Source organism: Jutongia hominis, assembly GCF_014384965.1.
GTDB classification, from domain to species: Bacteria; Bacillota; Clostridia; order Lachnospirales; family Lachnospiraceae; genus Butyribacter; species Butyribacter hominis.
This window is the reverse complement of the sequence record NZ_JACRSW010000010.1, coordinates 35,975-60,895: the sequence shown is the minus strand read 5'-3', so window position 1 is coordinate 60,895 and position 24,921 is coordinate 35,975. Positions and strand designations below refer to the sequence as shown.

At 36.9% G+C, this 24,921-nt stretch carries 23 protein-coding genes; 4 read left to right on the top strand and 19 right to left on the bottom strand.

Annotated elements, in window-relative coordinates; all coding sequences use genetic code 11:
* Nucleotides 1-60: 60 nt before the first annotated feature.
* From lepB (H8700_RS03315) to H8700_RS03285, 7 genes are all read right to left on the bottom strand, one after another.
* Complete coding sequence (gene lepB, locus H8700_RS03315; protein WP_249303103.1) at nt 61-639, bottom strand: signal peptidase I; 579 nt, start codon at nt 637-639, stop codon at nt 61-63.
* Nucleotides 629-1,294 (bottom strand): signal peptidase I, encoded by a 666-nt coding sequence (gene lepB, locus H8700_RS03310; RefSeq protein WP_022141239.1) that lies wholly within the window; start codon nt 1,292-1,294, stop codon nt 629-631. Before lepB (H8700_RS03310) ends, lepB (H8700_RS03315) begins: the two co-directional genes overlap by 11 nt.
* 47 nt (nt 1,295-1,341) lie before the next feature.
* Nucleotides 1,342-1,665, bottom strand: coding sequence for a DNA-directed RNA polymerase subunit omega (gene rpoZ, locus H8700_RS03305; protein ID WP_022141240.1), 324 nt, complete (start codon nt 1,663-1,665; stop codon nt 1,342-1,344).
* A gap of 88 nt (nt 1,666-1,753) precedes the next feature.
* Nucleotides 1,754-2,374, bottom strand: coding sequence for a guanylate kinase (gmk, locus tag H8700_RS03300; protein WP_022141241.1), 621 nt, complete (start codon nt 2,372-2,374; stop codon nt 1,754-1,756).
* Nucleotides 2,367-2,630, bottom strand: a complete 264-nt coding sequence (locus tag H8700_RS03295) for a DUF370 domain-containing protein (RefSeq protein WP_022141242.1) — start codon at nt 2,628-2,630, stop codon at nt 2,367-2,369. Before H8700_RS03295 ends, gmk begins: the two co-directional genes overlap by 8 nt.
* Nucleotides 2,631-2,660: 30 nt before the next feature.
* A complete protein-coding gene (locus tag H8700_RS03290) occupies nt 2,661-3,539 on the bottom strand; it encodes a YicC/YloC family endoribonuclease (protein ID WP_249303102.1) in 879 nt (292 codons plus the stop codon).
* Nucleotides 3,540-3,547: 8 nt separating this feature from the next.
* Entirely contained in the window at nt 3,548-4,960 is a 1,413-nt protein-coding gene (locus tag H8700_RS03285) for an AI-2E family transporter (protein ID WP_249303101.1), read from the bottom strand.
* A gap of 505 nt (nt 4,961-5,465) precedes the next feature.
* On the opposite strand from H8700_RS03285, the gene H8700_RS03280 reads away from it, so the two are divergent.
* The 4 genes from H8700_RS03280 to arcC all read left to right on the top strand — a co-directional run bounded on the left by H8700_RS03280 (nt 5,466) and on the right by arcC (nt 9,676).
* The gene (locus tag H8700_RS03280; RefSeq protein WP_249303099.1) at nt 5,466-7,574 is read left to right on the top strand and encodes a glutamine synthetase III family protein; all 2,109 of its coding nucleotides are present in this window, start codon (nt 5,466-5,468) and stop codon (nt 7,572-7,574) included.
* A gap of 348 nt (nt 7,575-7,922) precedes the next feature.
* Complete coding sequence (locus tag H8700_RS03275) at nt 7,923-8,279, top strand: DUF4234 domain-containing protein (RefSeq protein ID WP_022141246.1); 357 nt, start codon at nt 7,923-7,925, stop codon at nt 8,277-8,279.
* Nucleotides 8,280-8,283: 4 nt separating this feature from the next.
* Nucleotides 8,284-8,658 carry a DUF2752 domain-containing protein gene (locus H8700_RS12525; protein WP_408610843.1) on the top strand — a complete coding sequence of 125 codons (375 nt, stop codon included), beginning with the start codon at nt 8,284-8,286 and terminating at the stop codon, nt 8,656-8,658.
* A gap of 82 nt (nt 8,659-8,740) precedes the next feature.
* Nucleotides 8,741-9,676: a carbamate kinase gene (gene arcC, locus H8700_RS03270; protein WP_249303094.1), complete on the top strand. Its 936-nt coding sequence runs from the start codon at nt 8,741-8,743 to the stop codon at nt 9,674-9,676.
* A gap of 250 nt (nt 9,677-9,926) precedes the next feature.
* On the opposite strand, the gene H8700_RS03265 is transcribed toward arcC, so the two are convergent.
* The 12 genes from H8700_RS03265 to atpC all read right to left on the bottom strand — a co-directional run bounded on the left by H8700_RS03265 (nt 9,927) and on the right by atpC (nt 24,895).
* A complete protein-coding gene (locus H8700_RS03265) occupies nt 9,927-10,307 on the bottom strand; it encodes a type 2 periplasmic-binding domain-containing protein (protein ID WP_249303091.1) in 381 nt (126 codons plus the stop codon).
* A gap of 47 nt (nt 10,308-10,354) precedes the next feature.
* On the bottom strand, nt 10,355-11,326 hold the full coding sequence (locus H8700_RS03260; RefSeq protein WP_249303090.1) for a 4-alpha-glucanotransferase: 972 nt from the start codon (nt 11,324-11,326) through the stop codon (nt 10,355-10,357).
* 155 nt (nt 11,327-11,481) lie between these two features.
* Complete coding sequence (locus H8700_RS03255) at nt 11,482-12,351, bottom strand: ATP-binding cassette domain-containing protein (RefSeq protein WP_249303089.1); 870 nt, start codon at nt 12,349-12,351, stop codon at nt 11,482-11,484.
* Between the two features lie 118 nt (nt 12,352-12,469).
* Nucleotides 12,470-14,524 (bottom strand): hypothetical protein, encoded by a 2,055-nt coding sequence (locus tag H8700_RS03250; RefSeq protein ID WP_249303088.1) that lies wholly within the window; start codon nt 14,522-14,524, stop codon nt 12,470-12,472.
* A gap of 1 nt (nt 14,525) precedes the next feature.
* The gene (locus tag H8700_RS03245) at nt 14,526-15,674 is read right to left on the bottom strand and encodes a hypothetical protein (RefSeq protein ID WP_249303086.1); all 1,149 of its coding nucleotides are present in this window, start codon (nt 15,672-15,674) and stop codon (nt 14,526-14,528) included.
* A 12-nt stretch (nt 15,675-15,686) separates the two neighbouring features.
* Nucleotides 15,687-17,138: a hypothetical protein gene (locus H8700_RS03240; protein WP_249303084.1), complete on the bottom strand. Its 1,452-nt coding sequence runs from the start codon at nt 17,136-17,138 to the stop codon at nt 15,687-15,689.
* Nucleotides 17,139-17,217: 79 nt separating this feature from the next.
* Nucleotides 17,218-17,616, bottom strand: a complete 399-nt coding sequence (locus H8700_RS03235; protein WP_249303082.1) for a hypothetical protein — start codon at nt 17,614-17,616, stop codon at nt 17,218-17,220.
* 346 nt (nt 17,617-17,962) lie between these two features.
* The gene (gene carB / locus H8700_RS03230; RefSeq protein ID WP_249303080.1) at nt 17,963-21,187 is read right to left on the bottom strand and encodes a carbamoyl-phosphate synthase large subunit; all 3,225 of its coding nucleotides are present in this window, start codon (nt 21,185-21,187) and stop codon (nt 17,963-17,965) included.
* A complete protein-coding gene (locus tag H8700_RS03225; protein ID WP_249303075.1) occupies nt 21,187-22,287 on the bottom strand; it encodes a carbamoyl phosphate synthase small subunit in 1,101 nt (366 codons plus the stop codon). Before H8700_RS03225 ends, carB begins: the two co-directional genes overlap by 1 nt.
* 1 nt (nt 22,288) lies before the next feature.
* On the bottom strand, nt 22,289-22,849 hold the full coding sequence (locus H8700_RS03220) for an ANTAR domain-containing response regulator (protein ID WP_022141257.1): 561 nt from the start codon (nt 22,847-22,849) through the stop codon (nt 22,289-22,291).
* A 34-nt stretch (nt 22,850-22,883) separates the two neighbouring features.
* A complete protein-coding gene (locus H8700_RS03215; protein WP_249303120.1) occupies nt 22,884-24,194 on the bottom strand; it encodes a glutamine synthetase family protein in 1,311 nt (436 codons plus the stop codon).
* Nucleotides 24,195-24,478: 284 nt separating this feature from the next.
* Complete coding sequence (gene atpC / locus H8700_RS03210; protein ID WP_249303073.1) at nt 24,479-24,895, bottom strand: ATP synthase F1 subunit epsilon; 417 nt, start codon at nt 24,893-24,895, stop codon at nt 24,479-24,481.
* Between the last annotated feature and the right edge of the window lie 26 nt (nt 24,896-24,921).

Sequence of the window (24,921 nt, the reverse complement as noted above, 5' to 3'; positions counted from 1 at the left end):
CATTCCATTTTTATAATAAAAAGTGCATCAATAAATAATCTTCATCTATCAACACACTTTTCACCTGACTCTTTGTTGTTCATGCGTGATCTTTCCAACTCTCGAAAACGGATAAATCCTCAAAATCGCATGTCCATCAATATTTTTCTTTTTGACAACACCAACGGACTCACCATCTCTGCTGTCTCTGCTTTCATTACGATTATCGCCAAGCACAAAGAATTCGTCTTTTCCAAGCTTGATCGGCTCTTTTGCAATTCCGCCTGAAAGCATCGGTTCAAGACCATAATATTCTTTTAACACATTTCCATTGATATAAATGGTATCTCCGATAATCTGAATCGTTTCACCCGGCAGACCGATCACACGCTTGATATAATATTCTTTTGCATTTCTTCCTTTTGGATAAAAGGTAATAATATCAAAGCGATCCGGATCTTTAAAATGGTAGGTCACTTTTTCAACGATCAGATCATCCTTATCCTGAAGTGTTGTTTCCATAGAGTTACCATCTACCTGTGTACGTCGGATCACATATTTCGGAAAAAGTGTAGCGCAAAAAACAATAATGACAACATAGATCAAAAGCTCTTTTATCCATTTTAATCTCTTATTTTTTAGGGCTTTTTTATTTCTCATGTGTGATCTTGCCAAATCTTGAGAATGGATAAATCCTTAAAATTGCATGTCCATCAATATTTTTCCTTTTGACAACGCCAACAGATTCGCCATCTCTGCTGTCAATACTATCATTACGATTATCGCCGAGTACGAAGAACTCATCCTTTCCAAGCTTGATCGGCTTTTCAGCGATTCCACCGGAAACCATAGGTTCAAGACCATAATGTTCTTTTAATACTTTTCCATTGATATAAATGGTATTTCCCTTAATCTGAATGGTTTCACCCGGCAGGCCGATCACACGTTTAATATAATACTCATCTGCATTTCTACCCTTAGGATAAAATGTAATAATATCAAAACGATCCGGATTTTTAAAATGATACGTCACTTTTTCAACGATCAGGTTTTCCTCATCATGCAGCGTTGTCTCCATAGAGTGACCATCTACCTGTGTACGCTGGATCACATATTTAGGAACAAAAGTAACACAAAGAATGATGATAACCAAATAAACCAAAAGTTCTTTCAGCCATCCAAATTTCTTCGTTTTCTTACATTCTTCCTCTGCTATCTTCTCTTTTTCAGGATCTGTTTCTATCTCTTCTTCCAATGAAGGTTCCACAGTCACTTCCGTATCCGGAGTCTCTTTTAATTCTTCCTCGTCTGTCATACTATTCCTCATTTCCATGCTGACGCATCTTTTTCAAAAGAAATGACCTAGTCTTCTTCATCGAAAGAGATCATTTCTTCTGCCATTGCGGCTCTCTGAGCTTCTTTTTCTTTTTTTCTTTCTAAAGCTGCAGCAGCCTCTTCTTCACTTAAAATATGAATTTTAGAATTTTCCAATTCTTCTACGGCAATCGATAAAGGCTTAGGACATCTTGGCTTTTCAATCAACGGCTCCACACCATCAATCAGCTGGCGTGCTCGTTTCGCTGTTGCAAGTACAATAGAATAACGGCTGTTGACAATAGGAGTCTCACCTGTTTCTACTTCACTGTTTGCTGCTTTCATTAAATCACTATACGATGGATGTAACATATTTTAATCCCCTTTCTGATATGGTTATCTTTCTTTTTACAGATCATTTTTTGTGCAATTTCACACGTAAGTTTTATTATAGCAGATTTTACCTGTATTGGTCAAAGTCTTTCCGAATATTTTCTATTAAATTTTTCTGATTCTTATTTTCAAAATGAATAGATTGCAATAATGCATGAATCTGTTCGATACAAACTTCTAAAGAATCGTTCTCAACAATATAATTATATTCCTGCATATATACGCATTCCTGTGCAGCTCTTTTCACTCTTTTTTCAATCACTTCCATCGTTTCTGTTCCTCGGTTGATCAAGCGGTTTTTCAATTCCTCTACAGAGGGTGGAGTAATAAAGATCAATGAAACTTCCGGAAACTTTTCTTTGATCTTTAATGCTCCCTGCATCTCAATTTCAAGCAGTACATCATTTCCCTGCTCTAACTGCTCCATCACATATTTCTTTGGAGTACCATAATAATGATCTACATATTGTGCATACTCCATCAGCTCATCTTTTTTTATCATCTGCTCAAACTCTTCCTGCGTCTTAAAGAAATAGCTTTTTCCATCTACTTCTCCTTCTCTTGGCTTTCTCGTCGTCGCAGAAATTGATACAACATATCCATAACGGTTAACAAGCTCTTTTACGATCGTTCCTTTTCCGACACCGGAAAAACCGGAAATAATTGCAATAATACCTTTTTTATTCATCAAGCTGACTCCTTTCTGTCATTGGATTTTCAAGTACTCGGTTCTCAATCGTTTCAGGAAGCAATGCTGATAAAACAACATGACCACTGTCCATCACTAAGATACATTTTGTTTTTCGTCCACAGGTTCCATCAATTGCAAGATTTTCATCCTTTGCAACCTGGATCATTCTTTTGATCGGCGCTGCATCTGCTCTAACGATACTGACTACTCTATCCATATTTACTACATTTCCATATCCAATATTGACTAGCATATTTTCTCCATTTCCTGATAGTGGTAAGTTTTATTCGATATTCTGAATCTGTTCTCTAATCTTCTCAATCTCCGTTTTCAGATCGATCGCTTTTTGCGATAATTCTTTGTCATTCGCTTTTGATAAAATCGTATTCGCTTCCCTGTTCATTTCCTGAGAGATAAAATCAAGCTTTCGACCGATCGGCTCCTCTTTTTCCAAAGTATCTTTCATATTCTTGATATGGCTTCTTAAGCGCACCGTCTCTTCGTCTACACATACTTTATCTGCGTAAACGATCAATTCTGTTGCCAGAACAGCATCATCAACTTTGCGATCCTGTAACAATTCTTCCACTTTTGTCTGAATCTTTTGACGGTACTCTTTTAACATTTCCGGTGAGCGTTCGTCCACAAATGCAACTGTCTGCTCTAAATACTCTAACTTACTTAAAATATCTTCTTTCAGATTTTGTCCTTCCTGCTCTCTTGAAAACACAAAGTGTTTTCCTGCTTCTCTGACTGCCTGTTCAATCACCGGATAGACAGATTCTACATCTTCTAAGCCTTCTTCTATCGAAATCACATCGGGAAAACGTACCAATGATACCGCATCCAATCCACTCGGTATTGAAAATGCATCTTTTGCCTGCATCATTGCCTGTACATATCCTCTGGCAATCTCCGGATGATAACGTACTGAAACGCCATGATCTGAATAATCTTCATAATTGATATAAATATCAATCTTTCCTCTTCCGGCATATTCTTTTAACAGGTTTCTGATCCTGCTTTCAAACATGCCAAATTTCTTTAGCAACTTGATATTTACATCCAGATATCTGTGATTTACCGATTTGATCTCTACTGTCACTTTATAATCGTTTGTAACGTTTTCATAGCGGCCAAATCCTGTCATACTTTTTATCATAACAATCCTCATTTCTTTTTATTTTGTTCTGAAGAACATATCTTTTCCTTATAATATAACATTTTTTCTTTCTGTTTTTCTTTGCGTTCATCCCAATGCTGTTTTTTTGCAGCCTTCTTCGCCATAAGTTCTTCTTTTGTATAAGTAATATATTCTGCTTTCTTTCCTTCCTCCTCACGTATCGTTCGTAAATTACGATATTGGTCTGTCACACAAGAAAGTTCTTTTTTTTGTAATTTCCAATTAATAAAATCAGCAATGATCCGATAGATCACGGCAAAGAGTGGTACTCCGATGATCATACCGATGATTCCCCACATTCCTCCAAACAAGAGGATAGAAAACAATACCCAGAAAGCAGAGAGTCCGGTAGACTCACCTAAGATCGCAGGACCGAGCAGATTTCCGTCCACCTGCTGTAAAATAGCGATCAGGATCACAAAATACAATGCCTGAATCGGATTAACAATCAGGATCAGTAAAGCACTAGGTATCAGTCCAAGATACGGTCCAAAAACCGGAATAATATTCGTTACACCAATGATTACACTGATCAGCATAGCATACGGAAGCTTCATGATAGACATACAGACAAAACAGATGATTCCAACAATCGTAGAATCTACGATTTTGCCAACAATAAAGCCGCTAAACATATCATTTGTCAGTCTTACATAATGGATTACTGCATCCGCTGTCTTTTTACGGAAAATTCCATATATCATTTTCTTTGCCTGGGCTAAAAATGTAGATTTACTGCCAAGGAGATAGATAGCTACAATGATACCGATAAACAGATTATATAATGTACTTAATACGCTCATCAATCCATTTGCAAATTGTGTAGCAACCTGATTAACACTGCTTAAAAAATCTGACCGGAGCCATGGAAGTAATTCATCGTTTACGACCTTATCCAGATAATCGGTCAGATTTAACGCGAATTTCTGTGTCTGCTCTGCCAGGAATTTGTTATTTTGGATTTTGTCATAAATATACTGATACAGATCATTCACTTTATCCGGCATCGTATTGATCAAAGAAGTTGCACTAATGATCAACTGTGGAATGATCATCCAGCACAAAACGACAATGATAAAAATTCCACTTAAAAGAGCAAGTGTAATTGATAAACCGGTCAGCATTGATTTCTTTTTTTCTGAAACTGCTCCTTTTTTTTCTAAAAGAGATAAAAAGAATTCATTGTATGTTTTCATTAAAGGATTTAGAATGTATGCAATCACACATCCATAAACAACCGGTCTTAAAATGCTTATGTAATCCTTTATGACTGATCCTATCTGATCAAAGTTGGATATAACAAAATAAAACAACAATGCAGCCAAAATGACGATTAAAAGTCCCGACCATTTGTAAAAGGCTTCTTTTAATGTAGAGCCTCCCCGCTTTTTGTCATCCATTTTTCCTCCATTCTGAAGCCCTCTTCGTTCTATGTGATCTGTTCTTTTTTCAATGATCTCCTTCTTCTTAGCCGAGCTTCTACCTTATTATATTTCTTCTCTTTACTATACTTTCTTTTCTTCTTTTTTGCAATGCTTTCTTTTTTTTAGCAGTTCATATATTTTTAAAAACATTTTCAAAAAAATATTTAAAAAGGACTTTTCAAATCAAAAAAAATATGATACACTATATGCAGTTGGTTATTACTGGACAGGACAAGGGCGTTCTCAATTTATTTGAGTTCGCCTTTTTTTCTAGTTTTTATACGACATAAGCTGACAGTATACCTGCTTTCGTCCAGACATGACAGCATGGAACGACAGATAAGCGTCTGGACATTTCTAAATAGCAGCTTACATATATTTTGTATATCTGTTATTTTCAATAAGATCACTGTACCATACAAATGTATGATACTATGGTCTTACTTAGAAAAATATATTAATATGAAAGGATGGTAACAACATGGAAACAAATGTAATTGAACAGGTATTTGGGAAAGACGTGTTCAACGATGACGTCATGCAGGCTAAACTGCCAAAGGATGTCTACAAATCGTGGAAAAAAACTTTAGAAAGCGGTGCGGATCTTGATCTGGATATTGCTAATGTCGTTGCACATGCAATGAAAGAATGGGCTTTAGAGCATGGTGCTACACACTATACACATTGGTTTCAGCCACTGACCGGTGTAACAGCAGAAAAGCATGATTCCTTCTTAAGTCCGGCTTCTAATAGCAAACCTGTTCTTGAATTTTCAGGAAAAGAGCTGATCAAAGGAGAACCTGATGCCTCTTCTTTCCCTTCCGGCGGACTTCGTGCAACATTTGAAGCAAGAGGATATACAGCTTGGGATTGTACCTCACCTGCATTCTTACAGGAAGATGCTGCCGGTGTTACGCTTTGCATCCCTACTGCTTTCTGTTCTTACACAGGAGAAGCTCTTGATAAGAAGACTCCTCTGTTACGTTCTATGGAAGCGATCAGCAAACAGGCTGTCCGTATCATGAAGTTATTCGGATATGATGATGTCAAAAAAGTTGCCTGCTCTGTTGGACCGGAACAGGAATATTTCTTAGTAGATAGAGATAAATATCTTCAAAGAAAAGATTTGATCTTCTCTGGCCGTACTCTTTTTGGTGCTCCTGCTCCAAAGGGTCAGGAATTAGACGATCACTACTTTGGTGCGATCAAAGAACGTGTCGCTTCTTTCATGAAAGACTTAAATGAAGAGCTTTGGAAATTAGGAATTCTGTCTAAGACACAGCATAACGAAGTTGCTCCTGCACAGCATGAAATGGCACCAATCTTTACAACAGCTAATATTTCAACGGATCATAACCAGTTAGTTATGGAGATCATGAAAAAAGTTGCAAAAAGACATAACTTAGAATGCCTTCTTCATGAAAAACCATTTGCCGGTGTCAATGGTTCAGGAAAGCACAATAACTGGTCTATCGTAACAGATACCGGAATCAACTTGTTAGATCCGGGTAAGAACCCTCATACAAATACGAAATTCCTGCTTTTCTTAGCTGCCGTTATCAAAGCAGTTGATGAAAACGCTGAATTACTCCGTCTGTCTGCTTCTAACCCCGGAAACGATCACAGACTTGGTGCAAACGAAGCACCTCCTGCCATCATTTCTATTTTCCTTGGTGAACAGTTAGAAGATATCATCGAACAGATCGTAAAAGGTGACGTAAGCTCTTCTATTCAGGGTTCTAAGTTAGATACCGGTGTTCATGTACTTCCTGTCTTAAAGAAGGATGCTACTGACAGAAACCGTACTTCACCATTTGCCTTTACAGGTAACAAGTTCGAATTCAGAATGCTTGGTTCTTCTATGTCAATTGCCGGAGCAAACTTTACATTAAACTCTATCGTAGCAGATGTATTACAGGATTTTGCTGATGAACTGGAAGCTGCTGATAACTTTGATACTGCTGTAAAGGAACTGATCAAGAAAACTGTAACAGAACACCAGAAAGTAATCTTTAATGGTGACGGATATTCTGATGAATGGATAGCTGAAGCTGAAAAACGCGGACTTCCTAACGTAAAATCAATGGTAGAAGCTGTTCCTTATCTGACAAAAGAAAAGACAGTAAAATTATTCGAAAGACAGAATGTTTTAACAAAAGCAGAATTAGAGTCAAGAGCCGAGATCAATTATGAAACTTACTCTAAGACGATCAATATTGAAGCAAAAACAATGATCGATATGGCCGGTAAGCAGTATATTCCTGCTGTGATCGAATACGTTACAAGCCTTGCTGACTCTATTAACAGTGTCACAGCTGCTTGCGCCGCTGCAGATGTTTCTGTTCAGACAGAGCTTTTAACAAAATGTTCTTCCCTTCTTGCAGCAGCTCAGAAAGCGTTGCTTCACTTAGAAGATGTTACAGAAGAAGCTGCTACAAAAGAAGAAGGTCAGGAACAGGCTACATTCTTTAAAGATGTTGTATTCGCAGCAATGAACGAGTTACGTGCACCGATTGACGAATTAGAAATGATTGTTGATCAGGACTTCTGGCCGGTACCGACTTATGGTGATCTGTTGTTCGAAGTATAATTACAGCATATTGTAAACGAATAAATTACATTTACTAGTTCATAAAAAGATAACAGATGTTATCACAATGTGATACAGATTGGTAATAAAATTTGCTTTCATATTAATATTCCCAATTAATACATGAAAAGAAAAGAGGAGACTACGTTTTGTGGTCTCCTCTTTTCTTTTACTTTTTTCATAGATTGAATCTTTAAAGCCCGGTCTGTTACTTACAAACATGTTGTTTCAATCATTTATAAATATTTCCTAAACAAAAATACACAAAAAATTCATTTTTATATTGCATGCTTCTGTCTTATCTGCTATTCTATTAATGATATATTTACACAAAGGAGGGGAATTGAAATGATTCAAAGAAGAAGTATTGCTATGTGCATTGTTCTGTCATTAGTAACATGTGGCATTTATGGCATTTACTGGTTTATCTGTCTGACGAATGATTGTAATGCGGTTTCTAACGATCCGGATGGCACATCCGGAGGTGTTGCGTTTTTACTTACTTTAATAACATGTGGTATTTACGGACTGTACTGGGCATACAAATGTGGGCAGAAAATTGATTATGCCAAAATGCAAAGAGGCATTCCTTCGAGCAATACAGGAATTTTATATTTAATTCTTTCTGTTGTTGGTCTTGGAATCGTTGCTTATGCTTTAATGCAGGATGAATTAAATAAGTTTGCACCGGTTAATATGATGTAATGCCATGCCAGATAAAAAAAGAACATTTAAAACCATTATATTTTTCATGCTTCTTTTCGGATATTACCTATTCATGAAGCATACCGGATTGGGCATTCCCTGCCTGATCCGGTATTTTTTTCATATCCAGTGTCCGGGATGTGGCATCAGCCACATGCTGCTCTCTCTCCTACAGGGAAACTACAGAAAAGCTTTTTTCTACCATCCGGTCATTTTTGTCAGCCTGCCCTTTCTGACGTATCTGATTGTAAAGATGTTATATGGTTATCTTTTTTGCAAAACGATCCATTGGAGCCGGATAGAAAATGCAGGTATAATCCTTTTGATCTTCGTTTTGATCCTATATACAGTCTATCGCAATCTGGTAACCTTCCTATAAAAGATTGCTTTTCTATTCTTCCCATGATAAAATATAAGATATATTTTTTAGTTTACAACTCTTTCGAGAAAGGAAGGAAATTATGAATACAAAAAGAATTGTTGTTGCACTTGGCCATAGTGCACTCGGAAAAACATTTCCTGAGCAAAAGGAAAATGTGAAAAAAGCTGCGAATGCGATTGCAGATCTAGTTGAAGCAAAATATGAAATTGTTATCACACACAGTAATGGTCCACAGATTGGTATGATTCATTCTGCTATGACAGAATACAGCCGTTTAGAACCTTCGAATACTGTTGCACCTATGTCGATCTGCAGTGCAATGAGTCAGGGATACATTGGTTACGACTTACAAAACGAGATTCGTACCGAACTTTTAAACCGCGGTATTTATAAACCGGTCTCTACTTTGATCACCCAGGTTCGTGTTGATCCTTTTGATGCCGCTTTTACACATCCTGATAAAGTCATTGGACGTTATATGACAGAAGAAGAAGCTAAAGCAGAAGAGAAAAAAGGCAATCATGTTATAAAAACAGAGGGGAAAGGATATCGTCGTATCATCGCTTCTCCACGTCCAATGGAAATTTATGAACTGGATGCGATCAAAGCTTTAATGGATGCCCAGCAGATTGTAATTGCTGCCGGTGGCGGTGGTATTCCTGTATTACAGCAGGGTACCCGTTTAAAAGGTGCAAGTGCTGTCATCGAAAAAGATATTACAAGCGCCTGCTTAGCAGAACAATTAGACGCAGATGTTTTGTTACTTCTGACCGAAGTAGAAAAAGTGGCATTAAACTATGGTTCTCCATCTGAGACACCACTTGACAGCATGACAGTTGAAGAAGCTACCGGATACATTGATGAAAAGCAGTTTTCATCCGGTGCAATGCTTCCTAAAGTAGAAGCTGCCGTTTCTTTTGCTTCTTCGAACAAAGACCGCAAAGCGATCATTACAAGTATTGATACCGCTCTTGCCGGATTAACAGGAAAGACCGGTACTTTGATCACCTGTTAATAAAAAATACCGGATGTCGTTTATGCACTCCAAGAATTGCTTTAGTAATTCTTGTTGATACACCTCTACTATACGAGCAGTTTCCTATTCAATAAAAAAGAGATGCCTTATTATCGGTTTCTGATCTGTATCTGTGCCGTATGATAAGACATCTCTTATTATTCTGTTATGTTATTAACTATATTGGTAGATTTATTATTCTGTTATGTTATTGGCTGCTCCTTTACAATTCGCCATTATATTACTTTTTCTATTGCGTTATCTTCTCTTCTTTTAACTCCTGTTGCACTTCATTTGTAATCAGATCTCCTTTTTGTTTTTTCCATTTTGCAACAAACCGATCAAAATAAGAAATCGGTTTTGCACCCGATACAATCTCTAAAAAAGTCTTTTCTTCTAATTCCTGAAGTTTCCACCAGTTTTTTTGCATGGTTTTTGTCTTTCCGAAGTAAAGAGATGGTATTTTTTTGATCTTTCCCTCTCCAATCACAGAACACGCTTCAATTCTGGAAGCATATGCCGCCCAGTCCTCTGCCGAAGCTTCTTTAGGATTGTTTTTATATGACTGACAACTGTCATAATATGAGCGTTCTAAAACCTCAAGATTGCTCTCGGCTTTTACTCCATTCATAACCATCCTGAGATTGTGATAACATCTTTGTAATGCATCATTATAATCTACATTGATAGCCAAAGGGCGTGCCGTCGGATCGACATTCCATTGATAATATTTTGCAATCTCATTGGCACTTTTGTCCTGATATCTTGCATTGTCCTAGGATCCTGTAAGCCAAGTTTATCCATCCAGTCTTTTCGTACCCAAAAGAGGTTCGGTCCGTCATCAATATTTGTCTCCGGTAGTGCCATTAATTTTCCTTCAAATCGTACACCACTAAGCAGGCTTTTATCATAGCTTTGATAAATTTCCTTGATGGTCTTTGATGCACAATTTTCATATACTTCTGAAAGATCTGCGATCAGATCTTTCTTTACAAGTTCTTCTAATTCCTCATGACTTCTAACTAACATCACGTCCTGCAGATTTCCGGTGGCCATTGCCATAGATACAAAACTGTCAAGTGCGACATAAATCGGAATATCCCCTATGATCTGAATGCCTTTTTCATTCGCATAAGCATGCAGGCGATCCCGGATATCCTTTTTCCAGGAAAGCCATTCCCGGTTTCCAAAGTGTTCTTTGCATGCCATATACAAGCTGTAGGATGAGATCCAGTCTTTTTCACGTTCCATAAAATCCCGGTACTCTTTCGTTTTTTCATGGTCACTTCGTTCAAATGCGGCTTTTAAGACGGAATAACGATATTCCCACAAAAGTTCATAAGAAACCTGATCTTCTTTTTCATACCATCGGATCGTTTCTACTTCCTGTCTTTGCAACAACCCTTCTTCGATCAAAAGATCCAGATCAATAAAATACGGATTGCCCGCATATGTTGAAAAGGACTGATAAGGACTGTCCCCAAAACTTGTCGGACCGATCGGCAGTACCTGCCAGTATTTCTGTCCGGCACGGACCAGATCATCCACAAAGTCATATGCTGCTTTTCCTAATGTACCAATGCCATATTTTGATGGCAGACTGCTTACCGGCATTAAGATCCCGGCTCCTCTTGTTAATTCTTTTTCCATACTGCTCCTCATTTCTACGATAGGATAACTATATGGTAGCAAGAATCATTTTCAGGGTAAATATAAGATTTTTTAGTTTTATGTTATAATTTTTAAAAATGCCTTATCGTTACTTCTTGATCTGTGTCTGTAAGTAACGATAAGGCATCTTATCTCTATTTTTCTAAATAATATATATATACATCTTCTATAGTCGGTTCAACCATACTAATATTCTTTCCGGATAATTTTTCATCTGTCACCACACGCATTGCAAGACCGTTCATTTCCTGTCTGATATTACTAATCCTATACCGTTTTTGAAGATCTTCCATTTCATTATAATCACACATCAGTTCATAGACATGTCCATGAAGCTCTTCTAACCATTCCTGTGGCTTTTTACAGCCTAGCAGTTTCCCTTTCTTTAGTAAAACAACCTGATATGCAATACATTCAATATCACTTACAATGTGAGTTGCTAAAAGAATAATTCTGCCTTTTGACTCTTCTGCGATCATATTTCTCATAGAAATTCGTTCTTTGGGATCTAAACCGGCAGTCGGCTCGTCTAAGATCAATATTCTCGGATCCGCTAATAATGCTTGTGCAAAAAGAACTCTCCTTTTCATTCCACCGGATAATTCCGAAAAACGTTTATAACGATGTTCTTTTAGATTTGTCTTTTCTAAAATCCTGTCAATTTCTAATTGTGTACTTTTCTTTCTTACCGGCATTCCTTTTAATACAGCAAAATATTCCAAAAAATCCTGTACTTTCATCCATGGATATCCTACCACTTCCTGTGGCATATAACCCAGATTTCGCCGAAACGCTTCCTTGCAAACATCTGTTTTTTCTCCATCCAGATATATATCGCCCGAATATTTTGAAATATTTCCTGTCAAGATTTTAAATAATGTAGATTTTCCTGCACCATTTGCACCTAAAATTCCGAATATATTTTCTGTAAATGGAATCGTAACATCATCTAATGCATAATTTTTCCCATATTGCTTCCGAATATGACTCAATTCCAGTTCCACTGTATCTCCCTCCATTTTCCTGTAAACTTCGTTACCAATATATATTATGTATCTTTTTTCTCATCATGCTTCTGCTTGCAAGTATGTTTGCTCAGGCAGAAAACTTATTTTCTCTATCTTATCGAATAAAAAGATATGGGATCAAAAAGACCAGATACGATATAGCTCCTGCTAATACAAAACTATGCAAATACTTCTGTATCCACCTCGTTCCGATTCCTACTATAACAAGATAGAAAAAATGCAATGCGTAATAGAATATCCCAAACATACGAATCGATACCCAGGACGGCAGCATCGAAAAACATTGGATGCTTTGTATCGAAGCATCTATATTTTCCAAAACATATGTATGCGATACATTAAAACACCACGAGCCATACAAAATAAAAAAAATAATGAAGGCATCTAGTACTACAATCAGCTTTTTCTTCCCTTGAAGCTTTCTACGTCCTGCCTTTGTAGTATATAACACTATTTCCATTCCGTTCCACTCTTCCATTCCCCACAATGGAATTGTAAGCATAACCATCACAAATACAGCAATGACATTGCATAAATACAAATATCCACCCGGAATGTTTTTTCCAAAAAGCATTTGATATCCTTTTTCATATACCATTTTTGTTGCCGGTCTCTTTTCTAAATAAGAGATATATTGTAGCATCTTTTTTACTGCCGGCTTCTTTTTGATATCATTACTGATCAAGGAAAACGCCTGGTTTGTATACTTTATTCCGTTCTTTTGAATGTCTGTTTCTTCTTCTTTGATTCTTTTTTGCTCTTGTTTACAAAAGATCTTTGCATTAGCTAACGTTTGCTTTTGTTCTTTTAAGACATAACTTTTGTAATGTACATCCGTCTCTGTCTCTAATGTTTCTGTAATCGGCCGGTAGCATACAAATGTTCCTATCAGAAGCAGAATAAGAAGAATTGCACCGGCTTGTCCTCGCCAGCTTTTTCGTAACTCCCATGCAAAAAGTCTTTTGCACTTTATTCTTTGACATAAAGAACTTATAAAACGATTTTTCACAAAAAGCCGTGTTTTTATATTTTCCGCATTTCCGTAGCACAATAAAGCACTAATCAGCAGCAATAAAAGCAATACTATTTCTAACACTAACATCGTATCAACATAAGCTTTTGGTTTTCCAAAAATATTTACTGTATAAAATCGCTGCAATAGATACTTCGTATCCATTCCCTTTAACGGATATAATCTTTTCCAATTCACTAAATAACTTGTATCTTTTATCCAAAGTTCATTGCAGATACCACACATTAAAAAGCACATTGTCGTTATCAGCATTTTATACGATCTTTTGCAAATGCATGCAAAGAAGAAAAAAACGGAATACAACAAAAATGCAGCAATACACTTTATTCCCAAAAACAAAAGAATAAATCCTCTGATCGTACCGGTAAAAGTCGCACCGGCATATCCATTTACAGATTGTATCGTACTGTTCCAGTCATGGAAAGCATATGCTTCTTTATAAATAGTGGTTTTTGCTCCGTATATCATAAGAAAGCAGATTACAAAAAGAATACAGCCTGCGAGATATTTTCCAATTGCAATTCGCTTTCTTCCTGCTTTTGTGCTATTTAAAAGTGACTGTACACCATCTTCATATTCCATACTGACCAGACCAAGTGCAACAAAAAAAAGTATGCATACAAAAGCAATATCACAAAAATCAGTTTGTACAATTTTTTCAATACATTTTCCACCAATAAATGTAACATTTTTATCAGAGAGATGACGATATTGCGCTTTTACATATTCTTTTTCTTTCTTTTCATATGTATCTTCTTCACCATACCAACTGCTCTGCTCCTGGTTTTCTTTGATATTCCTTAAATAGTCCGGATATGCTTTTACATTTTCCCAGTCATCTTCTAAATCCCATAACGCAAGCTTATTAAGCTTACTATTTATCTGTTCCTGCTCTCGAAAAAAATCATCTCTTTTTTTCTCCGGAACTTTTTTTAATGCAGTAAGTGTACTATGATATTCTTTTGCTGTATATCGTTCGCCGATCAAACTTGTATCAACGTCTAAGATCAGATAGCACAGAACCAGAAAACAGATCAGGCAAAGAATTCCAAACATCTTTTTACGCATAAAAAACTTCTTTTCTTCCTGCCACAAAAGAGTATGAAGCATCTTCAAATCAATTCATCTCCAATTCTGTTTTAACTTTTTTCATCTTTGTGATATTTCCTTTTTCAAAATCACTTCGTTTTATGATTCCACTTTCTGATCCCTGACCTGCTTTAGAGCTGCTTATAAAACCATAAACCCAATCCCCTATCATTGCTTCAACAAAGAAAACATCTGCTTTAGCAATGATATGCCATGTTTTTTTTCTGATATCATAACGATAATAATTCTTGTCGTCTCTAAAATAAAGTGTATTGGATTCTTTTTTATCTGAGAAAATCAAAATTTTATCATCATTTGCAATTTTATAGTTCTTTTTAGTATAAATATCATAACAATATACCGCTTTAGCAGAACTGTAAAATAATTTGTGTTCTCGAATCTGAAAGAAACCACTTCCTGTACTATCAATAGTATGTACTACTTTGGAATCCTTTAGTCGTAGTGCCATCAAATTTCTTTCAAAATGCTTATTTATAAAACGGATATCCTTTTTATGCTTTTTGATTTCTTTTGCTGACGCATCACTATATCCTGTACTTGCATATAAAATCCCATCCGAAAGAATCATATAACCTATCTGAGCACTTACTTTATCGATTTGATAGATTACTTTTCCACTTTTTTTCTTTCTATCAAAAGCATAAATTGCTGCACAGCTTTTCTCATCTTCTTCCGAATCTTTTACATAAGAAATGTATATATATTTCTCTGTATATATTGCAGACATTATTGTATTTGCATTCATCAAAGAAGCAATTTTCTTTCTATTTTTTCCATCTAAATCAGCTTCAAACAAACTGCATTCTCCAATTTTTTCTGTATCTGCATCTGCAATATAATATATTTTTTTACCTTCTCTATGAATTGCACCAAATACAACACCATCTACTACAGCTCCACATGTCTTAGCATCCTTATGCAAGCAATTCATATCATTACATATTAATTTTTCTTTTGCAGAAACCGGATCGATATAGCTGATATAGTTACCGGCTATTGTCATTTTTGCTTTTTTAGAATATGTTGTCCAATAATTAATATATTCTTCTTCTATCACATTTTTTTCTTTCTTTTCATCTGCTGTACACCCGGTAGTTGTCATGCATATAGCCAGGCAGAGACAAAAACAAACTAATTTTTTTAGACACTTTTTCATAGATAACTCCTTTCATCCTTGCAGCTTTATTTGTCTGTTTACTTCTTGAAATAATTCGCTTCCTTTCTTATCAATTCGTTGTTTTGCAGAATGATATGCTGTTTCAAAATCTTTTTTCTTCCAACAGTTATACTCCTTTTCTACAGCATTGCGATACTCTTTCATTTCCTCTTCTATTCCATCGGTATCTAATTGAAAACTTAACAGCTTCGATGGTTGGTAATATTTTGAATCCAACCACTTTTTATTTTTCTTTTTCAAATTCGCAGTTCCATCCAAAGAAGCATATATATGTTCATTTAATCCAAATTCAAGAAATGAGAAATAGTCCATAACTTGTCCATTCTTTGCTTCTGCAACATCCTGCTTACATGTATAATCCGTCCCTTTTTCTCCCCACAAAAGCAGATTCGCATATTTGTTTTTTTCTCTCAATACAGAAAGCAATTGTAATGCTTTCTTCTTCTGAGAAGAAGAAGTACAAATAAACATGAGATCTGAAAGGCTATGCGTCAAAGCAAATTTTGAATAAAATGTAACAGTAGCGTCTATTTTTTCTAATACGCCTTCCATATCAATAGCAATCTTTTGCATATTAATTTGCTTCTCCAGCTTTTCATCAATAGCACATGAATTTATTTGCAAAGAAGAGGGAATTAACTTTTTCTCATATGCCTGATGTAAAAAACGAAAATACTGATACAAGCATTCCGTCGAAAAAGGATTCACTGCTTCTTTTTTTGTATAATCCACAAAAATATTATAAATACATTCATAACCGTTTTGTAATGCAAACGTATCCATGTCTAAAAGAGGATATATAGGCAAAACGTCTTTGGGAAGATTCGCATCTTCTATCATAGAAAAAAAGGATGTATACTCACCATCCCACGCTTTTGCTTCTTGTTCTTTTATGTAATCTTTATTAATTTGAATTGCTGCAGGTTTATATTCTAAAGATACATTCGGGAATGCATATTGCTTGTTCTGATATTTTACTTTGTCCCAATATTCTTGAGGATATAATTGATATACTCTTTTTCCTTCTTTTGTCTTTAAATAATCGTCTAATGCATAATAATATCCTTTTTTACAAAAGTCTCCTACCCACTCTAAATTGGAACTATCTTCTGTTCCACCATATACAATATCTGCTTTCTTTTCTTTTAAGACTTTTTCTAATTCATTTTTATAAACACTTCTGTCAAAATCATCTTCTTCTAATGTTTCAAATTTTACACAAAAGTCATAGCCATCCTGATAAAGTGTTTCATTGAACTTTTTAATCTTTTTCTGATCCAGAGAAATACTTTCCGGTATCACCCATGTCAGAACATTTTTGGATATATCTGCTTTTTTTGCAGATTGTACTTTATAAATTGCTTTTAACAATATCGTACAGCAAAATAAAATTAAAACAGCCAAAATAACTAGAACTATTTTTTTGCTTTTTTTATTCACCATCTTTAACACTCCCTCTTTCATTTTCAACAGAAAGAAAAGAAAATCTTTTCTTCCTGCCTTTTTCTATGATACTTTTTTACTAATAGTTATTGCTGGTATCAATATAATTAACATGTCCATTATAATTTGCAAAATGCCGTGTATGAATCGACACACTTTTATATCCTGAACCGGCAGTAAAAGCTACAGAAGCTCTTCCATTTGATTCTGCATTTTTCTGTGAAGACTTAATCTTACCAGTTGCAGTGGATGCCTTTCTATATGTTGCTTCTACTCCTACAATAACTGCTGGATCAGACCCTGTTACTGCACCACCTTTTGCTGCCGAAACAGATGATGTACCAGAAAATGAAAATTTTCCTACACTGCCTGTATTATAAGATTTTGCCATAACTACAGATGACGAAGATAGTACTATCACTGATAACAATATTCCTGTTACTATTTTGTTTTTCATTTTTAATATTCTTTTTTTCATTTTTTACCTCTTTTCTTTTTCATCGTTATGTAAACATGTTTTCTATATAATTCAGTTTTGTATCTATTACTTTATATATATACCATTTCGCCTCATTTTTGTTTATAATATATACAAAATTTTAATTATTTTACCATATTTTATTCTCATATGCAATATTTTTGACACAAACGCTTCTCTTCTTTTTTATAAATAATAATCTAATGCGGAATACTATCGTTTTTTTTTTTGCAAAAAAAACCTCTTTTGGTTTGCAATCTGCTTCAAAATGTCGGATTTTTATTCTAACATTTTGAAGCATTTGCTTTTCCAAAAGAGGTTACCTATTGTATCGTCTGCTTTTATTTTATTTCATATCTCCATACATTTCTTTAGAAATTGTAGCAATATCAACTACTGACAAATGTTCCGTATCTGAGTTTTCCAGACTTGTCAGAAGTGCTGCTGCTGTATCTAAAGATGTCAGACAGTTGACACCTGTTTCAATCGCTGTACGACGGATCAGGAAGCCGTCTTTAAGCTTATCACCATATGTTGGCGTATCAACAACAAGATCGATCTGATGTTCTAACAAAAGATCCATAAGTGTAGGTGCTTCTTCGTTAATTCTATTAACCGGAATGGCAAGTACACCATGATCATTTAAGACTCTGGCTGTATTTCTTGTTGCAAAGATTTCATAACCAAGCTTTTTAAAGCGTTTTGCGATGTCTACTGCTTCCAGCTTATCAGAATCTTTTACTGTTAAGATCATCTTTTTATGCTTAGGAAGATCGACACCTGCACCTAAGAATGCTTTGTATAATGCTTCATCAAATGATTTCGAAATACCAAGACACTCACCGGTTGATTTCATTTCCGGTCCTAAGCTGATCTCAGCACCACGAAGCTTTTCGAATGAGAATACAGGCATCTTGATCGCAAGATAATCAGACTTCTTTGCAAGTCCTGTACCATAACCGAAATCGCTGACTTTTGCACCAAGAATGACTTTTGATGCAAGATCCACGATCGGGATACCGGTTACTTTACTGATATAAGGTACGGTACGGCTGGAACGTGGATTGACTTCGATAACAAAAACTTCATCCTGATATACGATAAACTGAATATTGATCAGGCCGATAACGTGTAATGAACGTGCAAGCTTTCTTGTATAATCCACAATTACTTTCTGGATCTTTTCGGTAATGCTCTGTGCCGGATAAACAGAGATACTGTCTCCTGAATGAATACCGGCTCTCTCGACATGTTCCATGATACCGGGGATCAGGATATCTTCACCATCACAAACCGCATCGACTTCGACTTCTTTACCCATCAGGTATTTATCAACAAGAATCGGATGATCCTGATGATAACGGTTGATCACTGCCATATATTCTTTGATATCATCATCCGATACCGCAATCTGCATGCCCTGACCACCTAATACATATGAAGGACGTACCAATACAGGATATCCCAGTTCTTTTGCTGCTACCAAAGCTTCCTCTGTTGTAAAGACAGTCTTACCGGAAGGTCTTGGAATACAACACCGCTCTAAGATCTCATCAAAAAGCTCTCTGTCTTCCGCTGCATCGACATTTTCTGCACTGGTACCAAGAATCTTGACACCCATCTTAAGAAGTGCTTCTGTCAGTTTGATCGCAGTCTGTCCACCAAACTGTACCACTGCTCCATCCGGCTTTTCCAAACGGACAATGTTTTCAACATCTTCCGGTGTTAATGGTTCAAAGTACAATTTATTTGCAATATCAAAGTCTGTACTTACTGTCTCAGGGTTATTGTTGACAATAATGGTCTCATATCCTTCTTCTTCCAGTGCCCATACGCTGTGTACAGAGCAATAGTCAAATTCAATACCCTGACCGATACGGATCGGTCCGGAACCAAGTACCATGATCTTTTTCTTTTTCGTATTATCTTCTACTTCATTGATGCTGTCAAAGCAGCTGTAGTAATATGGTGTCTCTGAAGCAAACTCGGCAGCACAGGTATCAACCATCTTAAATGCAGCTGTAATGCCCCATTCATAACGCATATCACGGATCTCTTCTTCTGTCTTTCCGGTAAATCTCGCAATAACAGTGTCAGGAAATTCTAAGCGTTTTGCTTCTTTTAAAAGCTCTTTGTCTAATTTATCTGCCTTCTTTAACTTCTGTTCCATTTCTACTAAGATTGCAATCTTATCAATGAACCATTCATCGATCATTGTAATCTCATGAATCTTATCATATGTTACACCACGACGGATCGCCTCAGCGACAACAAAGATTCTTCGATCATCTACTACCGCTAACTGCTCAACTACTTCTTCATCTGTCATATTGATATATTCATCATTGACAAGGCAGTCCACATGCTGCTCTAAGGAACGAAGTGCTTTCATTAAGCCGCCTTCGAAGTTTGTACAGATACTCATTACTTCTCCGGTTGCTTTCATCTGTGTCGTTAATGTTCTCTTCGCCTTGATGAACTTATCAAACGGAAGTCTTGGAATCTTTACAACACAATAATCCAATGCAGGCTCAAAACTTGCATAAGTCTTTCCTGTAACTGCATTCGGAATCTCATCAAGATTATATCCTAATGCGATCTTAGCCGATACTTTCGCGATCGGATAGCCGGTTGCTTTTGATGCTAATGCAGAAGAACGGCTTACACGAGGATTCACTTCGATAACGATATATTCAAACGATGTCGGATGAAGTGCAAACTGTACGTTACATCCACCGGTAATACCCAGTTCATCAATGATCTTTAACGCAGAGGTACGAAGCATCTGGTATTCTTTATCTGATAAGGTCTGTGAAGGTGCGACTACGATACTGTCACCGGTATGTACACCGACAGGATCTAAATTTTCCATGTTACAAACGGTAATGCAGGTACCATTGCTGTCACGCATTACTTCGTATTCAATCTCTTTCCAGCCTGCGATGCAGCGTTCTACTAAAACTTCACTGGTACGCGAAAGACGAAGTCCATTCGAAATGATTTCAATCAGTTCTTCACGGTTATGTGCAATACCGCCACCGGAACCACCTAATGTATAGGCAGGACGAAGAACAACCGGATAACCGATCTTTTCTGCAAATGCAATACCATCTTCCACATTCGTTACAAGCTCAGATGGTGCACATGGTTCTCCGATACGCTCCATCATGTCTTTGAATTCCTGACGGCCTTCTGCATTACGGATTGTTTCTGCTGTTGTACCGAGTAACTTCACACCATGTGAATCTAAGAAACCTGATTCCGCAAGTTCCATACCTAAGTTCAAACCTGCCTGTCCACCCATGTTTGGTAACAGACTGTCCGGCTTTTCTACTTCAATGATCTTTTGCAATACATCCACGGTCAACGGTTCGATATACACTTTATCTGCAATATCTTTATCTGTCATAATGGTAGCAGGATTGGAATTGACAAGAACAACTTCTAACCCTTCTTCCTTCAAAGAACGGCATGCCTGTGTACCGGCATAATCAAACTCAGCAGCCTGACCGATAACGATCGGACCTGAACCAATTACTAATACCTTTTTAATTCCTTCAAGCTTTGGCATTATTTATTTCCTCCTATCATGTTCATAAATTCATCAAACAGTAACTCAGAATCTTTTGGACCGGCATTTGCTTCGGGATGGAACTGCACGGTTTTTACTTTCTTGCCCATGTATGTAAGACCTTCTACTGTCTTATCGTTAACATTGACAAACCATGGTTTTGCTACAGAAGCATCAATAGAATCCGCATCAACTACATAGCCATGGTTCTGTGATGAAATGTAAACTTTTCCGGTCTCTAAGTTCTTAACCGGATGGTTTGCACCACGATGACCATATTTCATCTTGTATGTCTTTGCACCATGTGCAAGTGCCATAAGCTGGTGTCCGAGACAGATTGCAAAGATTGGGATTCCGGCTTCTGAAAGGATCTTGATCTGTTCAATGATATCAGTACATTCAGAAGGATCTCCCGGTCCGTTTGTGATCATGATACCATCCGGCTTGGATGCGATCACTTCTTTTGCATCAAAATCACATGGATAGACTGTTACATTGCATCCTCTGTTTAACAGACAGCGAATAATATTTTTCTTTGTTCCTACATCGATCACAGCTACATTCTTATCTGCTTTGCCTTCTTTGGATCCGATATCTCCCGGTACATATTCCTCTTTTTTATCACAGCTTACTTTCTTTACCACTCCGGTAACGATATATGCTTTTAATTTTGGAAGGATCTCATCGAGGTTATAATCCTCATTGGTTGTGATCATTCCATTCATGGTACCTTTCTCACGAAGAATCTTTGTCAGGGCACGCGTATCAATGCCGCAGATTCCCGGAATATCATTTTCTTCTAAGAAATGCTGCACCGTATCTTCTGAGCGGAAGTTGCTTGGCATACGGGATAACTCTCTGACAATAAAGCCATCCGGCCATCCTTTCTTTGATTCCATATCCTGATAACAGATACCATAATTTCCGATCAAAGGATATGTCATTGTAACTGCCTGTCCGGCATAACTAGGATCGGTTAATACTTCAAGATATCCTGTCATAGACGTATTGAATACGATCTCACTAATGATCTCTTTTTTTGCTCCAATACTTGTCCCTTCAAATACAGTACCATCTTCTAAAATAAGAAACGCTTTCATATTAAATATCCCATTCCTTTCCATTGAGTTCTAGTATCATCTGCGCAGTCTCTACCATATTAGTAGCACTGTCCATACTTAGCTTTTGAATATAATGATGTGCTTCATCTTCTGTCATCTGATTACGCTCCATAAGAAGTTCCTTGGCTGTCGTAATCACTTTTCGGTCATTCTCTGATCTGACTTTTGGTTTGTTCTTTTGCTTTTTCTTCCAGCGGTTATATTGAACCATCATCATTTCTAATGTGTTCAACAGATCCTGTACACGAAACGGCATCGAAAGTGATACCAGATCTCTTACATCACACTCTGCTAATTTTGCCGGCGAAGCAAGCAGTAAAAGCTGAAAACCTTTCGGCAGATATTCGTTCAGATCCATATAATACATATCGGAAAAACGATATCCACTGATCACAATACCGCCATCCAGACGGTTGACAGCGTCAATTACCTGAGCACCACTGTCACAAACCATATTTACATCATAACCATTTCTAATAAGAAGTTTTCGTAGATTTTTTGCATCATTCAATTTAGGAAAAGCCACTATGATGTCCGCCATGACAAAACCTCCTATCTACTGTAATGATGCATCCTTAAACGGTTCCAAGATAACGCTCTTTTTCCCATTTTGTTACCTGTTTGCAATACTCATCCCATTCCGCATCCTTTGTAACGATCAAATGATGTGAAATGTGCTTACCAAGTGCTTCCTGTAAAAATTCATCTTCCTTGAAATATTTGACTGCTTCATGCAATGTTCTTGGCAAACGCTCTGTCGTATCATTTTCTTCGGTACCATCGTCCATGCTGACCGGTGTTTCGTATTGGTTTCTGATTCCATCCAGACCTGCCATCAGGCAGGCTGCGATCACCAGGTAAGGATTTGCTGCGCCATCCGGACTTCTCAGTACAATTCTTGCACCATCACCGCCAACAGATGTTAAGCGGATCAAAGGACTGCTGTTTGTTGAAGACCAGCCTACACTGATCGGTGCTAAATATCCCGGTATCAAACGTTTATAAGAATTTACGATTGGGTTATTGACTAATGTCATACTTGCAATATGTCTGAGTATTCCTGTCATAAACTGATATCCTTCTTTGCTGACACCAAGTTCATCCGATGAATCACTGAAAATATTCTTACCATCTTTGCATACAGAAAAGGTATAATGTGCTCCGGAACCTTTTACATTTTCCTTTGGCTTAGGCATAAAAGTTCCATGGCATCCATGTCTTCTGGCAACGGTTCTGACTACCAGACGTGTTGTCATAATATCGTCTGCCATCGAAAGTGCATCTACATGGCTCAGATCCAGTACATGCTGGGCTGCTTCATCCGAATGATAAGAAGATTCGACTTCTATTCCCATATCCGCAAGATAAAGAACCATATCACGTCGCGTATTCTCACCGCCATCTGTCGGCCCTATATCAAAATAGCCGCCCTTCTCAGTTGTATGATTGGTCGGCTCTCCGTTTTCGTCCAAATCAAACAAAAAGAATTCACTCTTGATCGCAACATCAAGTTCAAATCCCATCTCTTTTGCCTGATTGATCGCTCTTTTTAAAATATATCTGCTGTCTCCTTCAAAAGGAGTACCATCCGGTTTTACCACGTCACAAATAAAACGTGCTACTTTTCCATGCTGTGGTCTCCATGGGAAGATCACGAAAGTATCCAGATCCGGAATTAAAAACAGTTCCTCGTATCCTTTTCCACGAAATCCGTCAATCGCAGCACAGTCAAACTTACACTTACCATTTAAGATCTTATCAATCTGATCGATCGTTGCTGCCATATTTTTTAAATTTCCGGCAATGTCTGTAAACTGTAAACGAATAAATTCAATATCTTCTTCTTCGATCAGGTCAAGAATATCCTGTTTGGAATACTTTGCCATTCTAAACACCATTCCTTTCTGCCTAAATTTTTAACCAAACGTGCTTATCTGTCTGCTTAAAGCAGGGCAAAAAAAATTTGTAAAAAATCACAAATTTTCTTTTTTCGATATATGCTTACACATTTCATCTATTATAGCTTTTTTTCGTGCTTTTGTCAAAAGCTTTTTTTGCATATTTATAATAATATCACTAATATTTATACTTTTTCTGTCACAATCCAAAAGAAACAAAAATCCAAGCGTGCAACGCCTGGATTTTTGAGTTAATATATCTTTCAAAATTTTCATACATTGATATCATCTTTTGTACTGTAACGAAGTCTTGCCATCGCTCTTGCAAGTGATGCCTGTGAACGGTAATATTCCTGAATGCTCTGCTTTTGACGAAGCTGTTCTTTTGCTCTTTCTTTGGCTTCGTTTGCACGACGGATATCTACTTCTTCGGGATATTCTGCGGTATCAACGATGATCGTAACACGGTTGTTGACTACCTGACAAAATCCTGCTCCAACGACACCTTCCTGCCAGATACCATCTTCCAGCAAAAGCCGTAATTGTCCCGGTTCGATCGAAAAGACCATATTTTCATGGTGTGCCATGATACCTTTTCCACCATCCTCTAACGGAATCGTCACCTGATAACATTTTCCGTCATAAAAAACTCTGTCACAGGCGATCACTTTTACCAAAAAACTTTCCATCTTATGTTCTCCCTTCCTAAGAAGTT